At 34.5% G+C, this 13,802-nt stretch carries 13 protein-coding genes; 11 read left to right on the forward strand and 2 right to left on the reverse strand.

The annotated features are described in order from the left end of the window. Positions 1–251: 251 nt before the first annotated feature. The 11 genes from AB1278_RS16995 to AB1278_RS17045 all read left to right on the forward strand — a co-directional run bounded on the left by AB1278_RS16995 (position 252) and on the right by AB1278_RS17045 (position 10,786). Complete coding sequence (locus tag AB1278_RS16995; protein WP_429815882.1) at positions 252–1,274, forward strand: LysM peptidoglycan-binding domain-containing protein; 1,023 nt, start codon at positions 252–254, stop codon at positions 1,272–1,274. A gap of 1 nt (position 1,275) precedes the next feature. Continuing rightward, a complete protein-coding gene (locus AB1278_RS17000; RefSeq protein ID WP_429815885.1) occupies positions 1,276–2,127 on the forward strand; it encodes a DUF4280 and LysM peptidoglycan-binding domain-containing protein in 852 nt (283 codons plus the stop codon). Positions 2,128–2,130: 3 nt separating this feature from the next. Further along, positions 2,131–4,821, forward strand: a complete 2,691-nt coding sequence (locus AB1278_RS17005) for a hypothetical protein (RefSeq protein ID WP_429815888.1) — start codon at positions 2,131–2,133, stop codon at positions 4,819–4,821. A gap of 79 nt (positions 4,822–4,900) precedes the next feature. Then, positions 4,901–5,941, forward strand: coding sequence for an SH3 domain-containing protein (locus tag AB1278_RS17010; RefSeq protein ID WP_429815891.1), 1,041 nt, complete (start codon positions 4,901–4,903; stop codon positions 5,939–5,941). Continuing rightward, positions 5,938–6,678, forward strand: coding sequence for a hypothetical protein (locus AB1278_RS17015; RefSeq protein ID WP_343642266.1), 741 nt, complete (start codon positions 5,938–5,940; stop codon positions 6,676–6,678). The genes AB1278_RS17010 and AB1278_RS17015 overlap by 4 nt, the downstream gene beginning before the upstream one ends. A 31-nt stretch (positions 6,679–6,709) precedes the next feature. Next, positions 6,710–7,345: a hypothetical protein gene (locus AB1278_RS17020; protein WP_343642268.1), complete on the forward strand. Its 636-nt coding sequence runs from the start codon at positions 6,710–6,712 to the stop codon at positions 7,343–7,345. A gap of 21 nt (positions 7,346–7,366) precedes the next feature. Further along, positions 7,367–7,840: a hypothetical protein gene (locus AB1278_RS17025; RefSeq protein ID WP_110009224.1), complete on the forward strand. Its 474-nt coding sequence runs from the start codon at positions 7,367–7,369 to the stop codon at positions 7,838–7,840. 10 nt (positions 7,841–7,850) lie between these two features. Beyond that, positions 7,851–8,447: a hypothetical protein gene (locus AB1278_RS17030; RefSeq protein ID WP_110009223.1), complete on the forward strand. Its 597-nt coding sequence runs from the start codon at positions 7,851–7,853 to the stop codon at positions 8,445–8,447. Between the two features lie 11 nt (positions 8,448–8,458). Further along, positions 8,459–8,731 carry a hypothetical protein gene (locus AB1278_RS17035; RefSeq protein ID WP_110009222.1) on the forward strand — a complete coding sequence of 91 codons (273 nt, stop codon included), beginning with the start codon at positions 8,459–8,461 and terminating at the stop codon, positions 8,729–8,731. A gap of 161 nt (positions 8,732–8,892) precedes the next feature. Beyond that, the gene (locus AB1278_RS17040) at positions 8,893–9,690 is read left to right on the forward strand and encodes an SH3 domain-containing protein (RefSeq protein ID WP_429815894.1); all 798 of its coding nucleotides are present in this window, start codon (positions 8,893–8,895) and stop codon (positions 9,688–9,690) included. Positions 9,691–9,943: 253 nt separating this feature from the next. Then, positions 9,944–10,786: a prephenate dehydrogenase gene (locus AB1278_RS17045; protein ID WP_429815897.1), complete on the forward strand. Its 843-nt coding sequence runs from the start codon at positions 9,944–9,946 to the stop codon at positions 10,784–10,786. A gap of 108 nt (positions 10,787–10,894) precedes the next feature. On the opposite strand, the gene AB1278_RS17050 is transcribed toward AB1278_RS17045, so the two are convergent. Beyond that, positions 10,895–12,313, reverse strand: coding sequence for an L-serine ammonia-lyase (locus AB1278_RS17050; RefSeq protein ID WP_429815900.1), 1,419 nt, complete (start codon positions 12,311–12,313; stop codon positions 10,895–10,897). A gap of 100 nt (positions 12,314–12,413) precedes the next feature. Continuing rightward, the gene (locus AB1278_RS17055; RefSeq protein ID WP_429815903.1) at positions 12,414–13,757 is read right to left on the reverse strand and encodes an ammonium transporter; all 1,344 of its coding nucleotides are present in this window, start codon (positions 13,755–13,757) and stop codon (positions 12,414–12,416) included. Positions 13,758–13,802 lie beyond the last annotated feature (45 nt).

Consider the following 13,802-nt stretch of genomic DNA (forward strand, 5'->3'; position numbering starts at 1 on the left):
TTTGCCATTCCGTAGAAATCAGGCTTGCATTAAAAAACATCAGAAGTCACAAATCTGGCCACCATGCCAACTGAAGACGTAAAAATTCCCATCCTCCGGAGAGGTGGTGAAAATTCAAAGAATTTTTGACGAAGTGGTTTCTTCACACCATCAGTTTTATGTCGTAATTCTACTACAATTTTTAAAATTTAACCCCAAAAATTCATTTCCAACAGAGTTTTTTAATAGCTTTATCTGATAATTCACATTGGATGGAAATTGATTTCTTACAATATAAGGTACGAAACGGAGACACGCTTACCTCCATCGCTTCCCGGCTGGGTATGACCAGTGAGGAGCTTAAGCTGTTTCATAATTCTCATTGCCCGAAAATGGATAAAGTCTGGTTTGAAAACCTTAATGACGTTAAAAATATTTTTGTCCCTACTCATTTTAAAACAGAATCGCAAAAGGAAAATGAATTGAATAACAATCTTCCCGGCCAGTTCTCTGATTCCTTTTGGGCCCAAACTTATAGTATTAATGAGACTTTTGAAACGTCTTTCGAATCTTCGGTTAACATCGATTATACCATTGATGTAAATCTCCGAAAAGACCAAAACACAGGTCTGTATATCCTTAGCTACAGTCAGAGAGACTTTAAATCCGGAGGAAATGAACCGGATGATAAGGTAAGCGGCCTTTCGATAGCCTGCATGAAAAGTATTATGCCGCTTGAATTTATTCTTAATGAACAAGGCAGGATAAAAGGATTGGCAGATCATAAAAAAATCACGGACACTTTTACCAGACAGCGTAAAGATCTTGAAGAGTTTTATGTAGGTGAAGTCGCTCGAAATTATATGGATTCTTTTGAAAGGAACATCAGCAATGAAGTGTTTTTATTACAACAATTTCAGAGTACACTGCTGTTTCAGACTCTGTTTCCCCAAACAGACTGGTTCAGGAGAAAAATAAAGTGGACAGAATCTTTTTATTTTGTACAGAATTCATTTCCGGTAGCCTGTGAAATTAAACCTGAACATAAAAATAAAGAAGAGGACTCTGTTTTAACTATTTTAAGCGGAAAAATCACTGAATTATGTACCTCACAGGAGATCATGCGCGGGATCAGGCTCAAAAAACCGGCTGCAAGACCTGCTTCAGGAAATATTGTATTAGAATACACCACTCACACTAAAAATAAGAATCTTCTTCATGCTAAAGCCTCGGTTTTACTCAGTCATGAAGAGGTATTGATACACCAACATCACATCAATATAACACAAGGATAATATGAAAAATTATGTCACACAAAAAGGCGATACTTTCAGTTCTCTGGCCCGGCAGTTTAAGCTGAAAAATGAAGGTATTTTAAAAACTTACCATAATCTCCACTGTCCGCCGGAAGATGTCATGCAGGAACCTGTTCCGGGAAAAACGATTTTGATTCCGGAAGATCCACAGCTCATGGCTGAGGAAACAGAACCTCAAAATATAGCTGCATCTTCCCAGGAGGAATCTACAGAAAATGTAGGTTCTGATGAAGGAAATTCAACGGAAGAAACCCCACAAAATGAAGAGCAGCCATCCGGAAAAACGGAACAACAAAGTGATAAACAAGAAAAGGAGGATCAAAAAGAAGACAGTGGTTCCAGTCCTCATGAAGGAAAATATTTCATTGTGCAGAAAGGAACCGTGCAATGTAATCAGGGATTTAAATTTCCAAAATTTAAAGTGACCAGCCATCAGAAACACTACTGGAATGATGAAGAAGGAAACGCTGATTATCTGGCCGTAACAGAGGATGATCTTCAGCTCGATCCTGCGGCACAGCCGTTTGGACAATGCAAGCTCAAGCCAACTTCGGGAGGATATCTTCCGTGTGCTTATGCTCCAGCCGGAAAGTGGCAGAAGACGTATGAAAAAGTAAAAGTGATGGGAAAAAGCTGTCTTACGGAAATCTCAGAACTCATGTGCAGTACGGGAGGGAAAATAACCATCCTTAAACACGGACAGCAAAGCGAAGTCGGTAAAAGCCAGGTTGCCAAAGCAAGTACGCAGGAACAGCAGGTTTATAATCCCGTTGTGGATTTTGATGAATTCAAGGAAGATACAAAAGATACAGACCAACTTTATTACAGCTAAGCCATGACAGGAACTATTATCGGGAATCAGAATCCTCTGGTAGGAACAACCTATACCTACGAGATAAAACCTTCAGGCCTTTCATTTGGTCTTAAAGGTGATTATGAATGGTATCTTTTTAAGAAACAAAAGAACGGAAGCTGGAAAGACATCACCGGAAAGCCCAAGACTGGTGAAAAGGTAACGTACAATTTTGGGGAAATAGCACTGGGAATAGAGTTTCAAATGAAAGTCTATGAAACTAAAAAAGGTATTTTACCTGGTCTTCCCTCTACCAGAGAACTGGCTGGAAGCTGTGTATTAATACCAACAAGCAACAAAGTTCCGAAGATTGATAAAGTAGTACTCTTCAACAGAGGAGCAAAAGACGTCAATAAAGCCAGCTACCGTGATACTCTTATTGCGCAGGCTCATTGTATTGCAATGTTTAATAAAGAGATTGAGTTTCATCTTTGGGAAGATGACGCTCCTGGAAAAGGGCACGATGCCAGTATTAACAAAAACAACCGTCACACCCGCAGCTATAAGGCTCGCGTCAATGAAAAAGGGATTGCGGAAGTGTCAATACCTCTGATGTCTGATGAAAAAATCCTTCGTCAGATGGCCAATCAGTTTCTGATGAAAGGTGACAGGAATGAAGGCGCGAATCATGAATATTATGTTACAGCCACTTATTCAGGGCAAATTCAGGGAGCCAGCCAGGTGAATGTAGATGTAGCCAACCCTGATTATAAAGGGCAGCCTCAAAATCAGCCAAAACCCAAGCCGCAACCTGAGAAACACACGCCAAAATTCCCGGCCGGACAAGGAGGTGGTCCCAAACAGCCGGATCCTAAAGGTAATATTATAGAAGCTGTTTTCATAGATGATAAAGGAAATGAACTTTCCAAAGTTGCTGTAGGAAATAAAGTTAGGGTAAGAATCCACTCCAAAAATATGGTGGGAAAACACATCCAATATGTAGTCTGGGAATATGATACCACTTCCAATGATGAAGTTTACAGAAGCGGAAATATTAAAATTCCTGCCGATGTATGTGATACTTCAGGATTTGTCATTACCAAAGATATTTTCGGAAAAGGAATAGACTCCCCTATCGGCGATCCGGACTCCAGTACACAAAATTATTTCATCGAAATTATCTCCAAGGACCTTTCTGCAGAATCTCAGAAATTTGGGGTAAATCCGGAAGGCCTGATGCAGGTTGAGAAGGTGAAGAGTGCTGCGGGGGTGCAGAATACACAAAAACCAAAACCAGAAAATGGAAAATGTCCGAATTGTGATAAACCCGTGACAGCAGATGACTTAAAAACCATCTTCCCTAATGCTTCGGATGCTAACAGGAAAATTGTAGCAGACACGTATACCAAATATATGAAGGATTTGGGAATGAATACCTGTTGGAACAAGGCTCATTTTTTCGCACAGGCTAAAATAGAATCAGGAGATGCGCTATCATTGAAAGAAGGAGAAGGTTTCAATTATTACTGGGAATCTTTAATTGCTACATTTGGTGCATTTAAAACTAAAGAAGGTAGAGAAAAAGCAAAACTTTGGGGACGAGCAATAAGAGATAGAAGAGATCCTAAAGCAGTTGATGTTCCAAGAGAAACACAGATAAAAATTGCAAATTATGCATATTCTCCTCCAGCAGCCAAGGCTAAAGAGCTAGAAAACACAGAGCCAAATGATGGTTGGAATTATAGAGGTAGAGGTTTAATACAGGTTACAGGAAAAGGATTTTATAAGTACTGTAATCCTTATACTTTAAAATATAACAATGTTGACGTTATTAAAAATCCTGATGCAATTGGACAAAGTATAGATTTAGCAGTATCAAGTGGAATGATTTTTTTCAAATGGAAAAGTATCAATATATTGGCTAATACTACAAAAGATGTAAAAGGCAAGATATGCCCTTTAGTAGGAAAAAATGCCGATAAAACAATTGCAAATAAAAAATCTACAAATTACGACGAAAAACAAAAAGCATTTACTAACATTACATCATTAGTTTTCAAAATTGATTCCTGTAAATTTGGTAAAGGAGATGAACCTAAAAAACAAAAAGGAAAGTATGCAACATATGATTCAAAATATACAGCTGATGACACAACGATTTACATTGATGTAATAGTACCAAGTGATAGAAAAAAAGAAGGGCTTCTTGTCTTCTTCGACAATACTGGTATACTACATAAATGCTATGTTTTAGGTTTAGGAACTGGTGGAGAAGATAGATATACTAATGGTGGATATGGAAACGTTCCTAATGGATTGTGGAAAACAAAACAAGAGTTGAATGAACCTAATGCCAATGGTCAGCCTTATCCTAATTCAGGTGTTTCCTTTGGAAATCATGGAACAATTCGTTTAAGTCCAAAAGCAGGAGATGCGCTAAATGCTTCTAATCGCTCAGGAATCTTATTGCACTGTGGACATACAATCGGTGATGGAAAAAAGGGATTAACAGATAATGGCCCTCTTATGGTAACACATGGTTGCTTAAGGGTTTATAATAAAGACATGCCTATCATTCAAAAGATATATACTGAGCAAGCTAAAAAGGGTAAAACCATATATATATACGTAGAAGAAACTACTGATTTAAAAGCAATGTTTACAAATTATGGTACTGTACCAGATCCAAAAGATACAGTAATTAGAAAAAATAAAAAATATGATCCACAATAATAAAATTAGAAAAACAGTATTACTAATTGTGTCAATACTAACAATTAATTCCTGTCATTCACAAGAAAAAGAAAATACAATGGATAAAAAAGAAACTGAGATAATTGAAAGTTACTTTATCAATCAAAAATTCAAAAATACTAAGGAAAATTTTGATAAAATAAATATGGATTTACTTGGAGTTAGACCTGATAAACTTCAAGATGGATATAATAATATTTTAATTTTCAATGAAGCTACCAATTACCAAATATCAAAAGAAGGAAAGTATATTAAAATAGGCAATGATATTCTACCTGATTTAGATAATGTTAGAGCAAACATAAATAATAATCAAAAATATCCTTATTTTGAGGAATTATTAACTCTGAATAAAATTATTTATCAGAATGATTTAACATCGATTTTAAGTGTAGCAACTAAAAATCCTGATCTTGCAACTGATTTAGTAGTCTTATTTAATTATGAAAAAAATGAAGCCCTTTTTAACTCTGCGGTTAAAAATATTGAAAACTGGGATGATATTGAACAAAGTTCCAAGCTATCATTTGTATTTTATAATAACAATACGAATTCATTTAAAATTAGAGAAAAACTATTAGAAAGTTTAAAATCCAAAGATTCTTTTCTCTATGCATTAACAACTTATCTTACTGATAATAAAGATAATATTGTAAAAACAAATGGTATTGAGCATTCTTCAATAGAAAAGGCTATTGCTTATCTTTTACAACTTGGCTTTACAGGTAAGGAAAATGTTGATATCCAATCTGATAAATCATACTTATTATTAAATAATGTCTATATTTCTCACCCAGAACTAAAGAAATCTTTTCAAAAAAATAATTATTATGGTTATACTTCCCTTGAAAAATACTCAAAAGATTATAGTCTTCTTCAGGAAGATAATCAAGAAAAAAAATATTCAACAATAGTAGATCCAGATGGTTTTACTAATTTAAGAAAAGATAAAAATACAACAGCACAAATTCTTCAAAAGATTAAAACCGGAGAACAAGTTGAAGTTTTAGACCAAAACGGAGATTGGTGGTTAGTGGTTTCTAAAGAAGGTAAAAAGGGATATGTTCATAAAAGCAGGATAAAATACTTAATTAAATGATGAAACCCTTTTTAATGCTATTTGTACTTATACTTGTTGCATGTTCAGACAAGCCAAGAGAAACATCAACATCTGAAGTTTCAAGCAAGTCAGATAACACTAAAAAACTACTTCAATTAACTAAAATCAATTGTGACGAAGAAAGTACAGAATCAACAAATTATACATTAAACTGTAAAAACTTCAATGTATCCAATACTCTTATTGAAGGAAGTGATCAAAACAGATATGAACTTATAACTTTTGTTTTTGATGACATAGAGAAGGCTATAATTAGAAAAATCAATAATGAAGATCTGGAAACCTCTTCTCCTATTGTGTATTTTTCAAATACCTCTAAAAACTATATCATCTTCTTTCCTATAAATGGTGAAAATCATTTTGGATGGAAATTATATCTGTATAAAAATAAAGTTTTATACCCGTTGGGACAAAGGATATTGTATTGGAAACCAGATTATGAAGAATCTAATATTAATTATTCGGATATATTAAAAATCTATGAAACAGGAGATAGTATTCTTGTTGAAATACCAAGTAAGTACATTATTAAAAATGATAATGATTACAAAAATTATCCTAATTATTTAGATGGAAAATATTATGAGAAAGAAGATAAATCCTACTTTGAATTTTCAATGTCAAAAATAGAATATTACAAAAAGTATAAAAATGGACTTTTTGAAGGAGATTATAATAAAATGATTAATAATAAAATAATTGATCTTATAAAATAAATCCGTTATATCATCTAAATATAACTAGCAAATGATGAAACCCGTTTTAACTTTATTACCTCTCATATCTTTCTTTTCAAGCTGTAAAGAGAATAATGTGAAGGCTATTAACACCATTGAATCACAATATGAAACACCATACTTTGATGATGATAATATTAAAGATAAAGCTGTAATTAAGGCAAAACAAAATACGGAGCGATCTAGTTTTATTCTATCAATCGACTTATCTTCATTAAACAAAACGGTTGAAATTCCCATTTTAAACAATAGTATTCTATATAACAATACTGAAGCAGATTATTATTTAAGTGATCCTATTATTAATAATAAAATTATTACTATTAGAGTAGATTATGCAGACCAAGTTACAAAGCCTAATATTTCCGGCGAGAAAAAAAATGTAATTGAAAAAATGAAGTTTAGATTTGATCCTAAAAACAAAAAAATACAAGTTATTGGGCATGATCTAAGTTATACAAAAGCTCAAAAGAATTATTCAAAATCATTTAATTTTAGTACAGGTAAGTTTTATTCTACGTTATCATTTGATGGCAAAAAAGAAGAATCATCAGGTTTGGCTCCAGAACTTCAAAACATATATATAGAGAATTTGAACAGTGATTTTTTCAATAAACTTTCATTATATGGAAATGAAATTGAATAAAAAACTTATAAATAAAACACAATGATAAAAACCTTTTCAATTCTATTATTAATTATATTTCTCTCATGTTCAAAGAAGCTAGAAGAGAAAACAGTAAAAAAAGAAACTGAAACAAAAAATATTGACAGCAATACAACTGACAATCAAAGTATTAAAAATACAGAATTTACAACTAGCAATAATGATTGGAAAGGCTCTTATAAAATTTCAACCAAAGCCATCAGTCAATTTGATAATAATGAAACAAATATTCTTTATTCAATAACGGTCGAATCGAACCAAAAAGCAATTTTAAGTATTGGAGCAAAAAATGTGGAAGATTATTGGTGTGAAGGAGAATATCGTTTAATTAACGAGGATAATATTTTACATGCAAAAGGAAAATGTGATCAAGATGATATCGATGACTTTTACTTAAAAAATGAGAATAAAAAATATTTTATAAAAAGTAAGAGATTTATAAATAAAGATTGGCAGGAATTAGAAAAAGAATAAATAAAACTAAATGATGAAACCCTTTTTAACTTTATTACCTCTTATATCTTTCTTTTTAAGCTGTAAAGAGAATAATTCGAAAGCCATTAATGGTGATAAAATAAATTTAAAAGATTCAATAATAAAAGTATCTGATAAAAATTTTATTGATATATCAGGGAAATGGAAATATGTTAAAAAGGATCAAAATTCAACTGTCCCTGAAGAAATGTTTACATTAAATATAATTCAAACTGATAGTAATATAAAAGCTCAATATTGTGCAATTGCAAATAGTGGTGGGAAAATAGATTGTGAAAATGACATAGAATATAATGTTAAAGGAACTGTAAATAGAGGAAAAATTATTGTTGATTTTTATAGTTTTTTCAGTAGTCAAAATGATAAGGGAAAAGCAGAAATTATCATTAATAATGACGGTACTTTAAAATGGAAAGTTATTAAGTCTCCACAAGGACTATTTTATAGTCCTGATGAATGTATATTGCAAAGAGAAAGTAAGATAGAAAACACTCAGAAAAACTCAGTATCAAAACAACTGCTACCATTTGATTATAAAGATATTGGGACTAAAATACAATTAGAGGCAAACAAAAATATCAGTTAGGTATAGATGCTATGGCCAAACTTCCATCGAACGGTAACTATGACTTATATATCATAAGCAATATTAGTGGAGATAGTGAATTAATGTATCTAATTACAACACAAAATGGTAAATTAATAGATGGTTTGGAAATAAGTAATAGCAATGGAGATGGCGAAGAAGTTAAGGTATTTTCTATCAATGAAAACTATGAAGTTTCTATTTATTCCGAAAAAAATAGCACTAAAAAATTAACAGAATTGTACTATTTAAATGATAAAGGAATTTTCAATAAAAAAAACTAATTAGAATAATTCTGAAAGCAAATGATGAAAAACTTATTCTGTAATTGCTGAAAAAAAACTAATATTAACCCAGACGGAAAACCCAATATAAATAGAGTTTATAGTATTGAATAAATAAAGAAATTAAGCCTACTGATTTTAAAACCTTCAAAGTAAATTTAATGAAAAATATATTCCTGTTTATTGCTTTAACACTCGGTTTCACCTGCTCTTCCCAACATAAAAACAAAGGTATTGTAAAACTCCGACAGCCATCAGCTGAAACTAAAAGAAGCTCATTCGAAACCTACATCGATAATGAAGATTATTTCATAAAAACCTTTGATGTCAACAAGGATGGAATCTCTGACAAAATTGTAAGTAACAAACCTTATCAAGGAGAAAATTTATTTATCTTTTTGGGGGATAAGCAAGGTAAATATACATTAGCACTGGAAACAAAAAACTTCTCTGAGGATGGAGGTAATGTTATCAATGATATCCTTCCAATATCGGGAAATAAAGGGTTCACTATAAAAACATCTTTCCCTGACCGCGGATATTATGAAAAAGAATATCATATTATCCTAAATAATAACACTTGGCTTCTTAAAAATATTATCTATAAAACAATGTCAGATATTTCACAGGATGCAGTAAAATATATTTGCGATGTTCCCCAAAATATTGATATCCAGAAATCCGGATGGACTGATAAAATAATACCCATTCCTGAAGAAAATGTACGAGCAAAAAAATGTAGAGTAGAGAAAAGTCAAAATAAAACAGCCTTTTACATTCAGGATAGTGATGGTTTTACCAACTTAAGAAAGGAGAAAAACTCTTCTTCCCAAATCCTACAAAAGATCAACACAGGTGAACAAGTAGAAGTTTTAGACCAAAACGGAGATTGGTGGTTAGTAGTTTCTAAAGAAGGTAAAAAGGGATATGTTCATAAAAGCAGGATAAAATCTGAATAATATCCCTCTCAGATTGCCCCAAAAAACAACTTGCTAAAATATGAAGCTTACACAAACTATTAATCCCTATACGATTTAGAAAAGAAAATTTCGTTTCATTTAAAAAATATTTATACCTTTGCTCTGTGATTTTTAACAACGGAACATATTATTATAGAATTTTTACCTCAGCTCTGGGATAGGGATTCTTATGAATATAATTTAAAACCTCGTCCTAGGGACGAGGTTTTTTTATTTTAAAAAATGTAAAAAGATGAAAATAAGTATTATTGGAGTAGGATTAATCGGAGGTTCGATGGCTTTGAAATTAAGAGAGAAAAACCTGGCCAGCTTCATCTACGGAATCGATAACAATACACAGCATATCAGTGACGCATTGGAACTTAAAATCATTGATGCGGGAGTAGATCTTGAACATGGAATTAAAAATTCGGATCTGATTATTCTTGCTATTCCTGTAGATGCTGCACGAAAACTATTGCCTTCTGTTCTGGATCTTGTGTCTGACCAGCAGACGGTAATGGATGCAGGCTCTACCAAAGCAGGCATTGTACATGCGGTAAAAAACCACCCGAAACGGTCAAGATTTGTAGCGTTCCACCCGATGTGGGGAACGGAAAACAACGGTCCGAAATCCGCTATTGCTGAAAGTTTCTCGGGAAAAGCTGGTGTCATCTGCAACAAAGAAGAATCGGCCGACGATGCTCTGGCAACCGTTGAAAAAGTAGTCAATACTCTCGATATGCACATGATTTATATGAATGCAGAAGATCATGATGTTCATACCGCTTATATTTCCCATATCTCCCATATTACATCTTACGCCCTTGCCAATACCGTATTGGAAAAAGAACGTGAAGAAGAAACGATTTTCCAGCTTGCCAGTTCCGGTTTTTCAAGTACCGTACGTCTTGCCAAGTCGCATCCGGAAATGTGGGTTCCTATCTTTAAGCAAAACAAAGAAAATGTGCTTGATGTGCTGAACGAACATATTACTCAGCTCAGAAAATTCAAATCCGCTCTGGAAAAAGAAAACTATGAATATCTGGAAGAATTGATTTCCAACGCCAACAGAATCAGAGGAATTTTAAGATAAGAATCCTTATACGATACTAAAAGCCCGACGGTTTTTACTTTTATTTTATTAAGAAACCCTTAGTCATAGTGGCTAAGGGTTTTATATTTTGAAATAAAATGATTTCTATTAACATTCCGGAACGTTGACTGCAATGGCCAGTCCACCCTCCGAAGTTTCTTTAAAACGGTCGCTCATCGACTGAGCGGTTTCCCACATGGTCAGAATCACTTCATCCAATGTTACTTTTGCTTTGGTGGGATCACTTTCCAGTGCAATATTGGCTGCCGTAATCGCTTTCATCGCACCCATTGTATTCCTTTCAATACATGGAATCTGTACCAGTCCTTTAATTGGATCACAGGTTAATCCAAGGTGATGTTCCATGGCAATTTCTGCTGCCATCAATACCTGCCCTACACTTCCTCCTAAGATTTCTGTAAGTCCGGCTGCTGCCATTGCAGAAGATACTCCGATTTCCGCCTGGCATCCACCCATCGCTGCAGAAATGGTTGCATTTTTCTTGAATAAGGTCCCGATTTCTCCGGCTACAAGCAAGAATCTTATAATATCCTCCTCACTCGTAAATGGGGTAAATGCCTGAGAGTACATCAATACCGCCGGAATAACTCCACTTGCGCCATTGGTAGGTGCGGTAATAATTCTTCCGAAGCTTGCATTCTCTTCATTCACAGCCAGTGCAAAGCAGGCAATCCATTTGTTGATATTTGTAAAGTTCTCTTCAGCGTCTACTACCTGCTGGAACCATTCGTCTTTGTTTTTATAGATTTTATCTCCGAGCAGCTTTCTGTTGATCCCTGCAGCTCTTCTGGAAACATTCAGTCCGCCAGGAAGAACTCCCTCCTTATTGACACCTTTGTAGATACATTCTTTGATCTGCTGCCAGATATAAAGTGCTTCCTGCCTAGTTTCATCCTTGGTTCTCCAACTTTCTTCATTCATGAAAATCAAATCTGACATTTTATCAAATCCCAGCTTTTCACAGTATTTTGCAATATCTGAAGCTTTATGACACGGATACAGTGTACGTACACACTGCTTCTGAATAGAGTTTTTTTCCTGGCTGGCAATGAAACCGCCTCCTACAGAATAAAAATCCTGCACAAGTTCTGTTCCGTCTTCGAAAACAGCTCTGAAGATCATTCCGTTCGGATGAAAATCAAGGCTCTTTTTCATGTTTAAAATCAAATGATGTCCGTAGATAAACGGAATTACCTTTTCACCACCAAGGTTAATGGTTTGAGTACTCTTGATATAATCTATCTTTTCATCAATTTTTGAAGTATTGATCGTTTTAAAATCCTCTCCATTCAACCCAAGCATTCCCGCAATATCAGTTCCGTGCCCGATTCCCGTTTTTGCGAGTGAGCCAAAGAATTCAAGAAAAACCTCTTTAACTTCTTCTATTGATCTTTCTCTTTTTATAATCCTGATAAATGCTGCTGCTGCGTTCCAGGGTCCCATCGTGTGTGAACTGGACGGACCTATTCCTACTTTAATAATTTCAAAAACCGATATTGATTCCATAAATGATTCGTCATTTTCCTCAGAAACAAAGATACATGATAAATCCTGAAATATACATTCAAATTTTTAATGATATCAACATATCATCACAATATAAAAGCTATTGCAGGCATTCTTCATGCTGCGAAAGATCAAGCCCTTTATTTTCAGACTCTTCAGAAACTCTTAAGGTGATCATGGAATCTGTAAGTTTATATAAAATTAATGAACCTAAAAAAGTAAAAACAGAAACCAAAACAAGGGCTGCCATATGATGAAGAAAAACATCAATTCCACCATGAAGCAGACTTGCTTTTTCACCATGAGCAAAAATGGCGGTAAGAATCATTCCCATAATCCCTCCTACTCCATGGCAGGCAAAAACATCGAGGGTATCATCTACTTTCTTTAAAACCTTCCAGTTCACCATCAGATTGGACACGATTGCTGTGATAAATCCGATAAAAAGGCTTTCCTGAATGCTTACAAAACCACATCCGGGAGTTATTGCCACCAATCCTACTACAGCTCCAATACAGGCTCCTAAAGCCGATACACTTCTCCCATTGATTCTGTCAAAAAAGATCCAGGTCATCATCGCCGAAGCAGAAGCAATGGTAGTTGTTCCAAAAGCGGTAGCCGCAGATGCAGAAGCACTCAAAGCAGATCCGGCATTAAATCCGAACCATCCGAACCACAGCATTCCTGTTCCCAGAAGCACATACGGAATATTGGACGGCTCATGATGAGGATTCTTCCTGTTTCCTACCACCAAAGCTCCGGCAAGGGCTGCAAAGCCAGCACTCATATGCACAACAGTTCCTCCTGCAAAGTCTTTTACCCCGAAATATTTGTTTAAAAGCCCCTCAGGATGCCACACCATATGACAAAGCGGCGTATAAATAAATATACTGAAAAGAACAATGAACAATAAATAAGATATAAAACGAACCCTTTCTGCAAAAGATCCGGTAATAATAGCCGGAGTAATAACGGCAAATTTCATCTGAAACAAGGCAAAAAGAATAAAAGGAATCGTGGGAGCCATCAGTTTATGAGGTAGATTTCCTACCCCGCTAAAAAAGGGATAACTGAGTGGATTTCCAATGATCCCGTAATGTTTTCCGGCAATTGTAATTCCGATAGATTCACCGAAAGATAAAGAAAAGCCTACGACTACCCACACCATGGAGATAACGCCTAAGGCAATAAAACTCTGCAGCATGGTAGAAATTACATTTTTTCTTCCGACCATTCCTCCGTAAAAAAAGGAAAGCCCTGGCGTCATGAGCAAAACAAGTCCTGCCGCGGCCAGAATCCAGGCAACATCAGCGCCGACAATTTTATCTTCACTTAAGAATTCCCTTGTATCAGGAATATCGGCAGCCGGATTCCAGAATAAACCACCAATGGCAACGATTGTGATAACAGAGAATGAAACGATCCATTTTAATCCTACTTTCATAAAATTTATATTTAACCCTATCAAATTTAAATATAAATTCTATAA

Source organism: Chryseobacterium sp. NRRL B-14798, from assembly GCF_050470705.1.
Classification (GTDB): domain Bacteria; phylum Bacteroidota; class Bacteroidia; order Flavobacteriales; family Weeksellaceae; genus Chryseobacterium; species Chryseobacterium cupriresistens.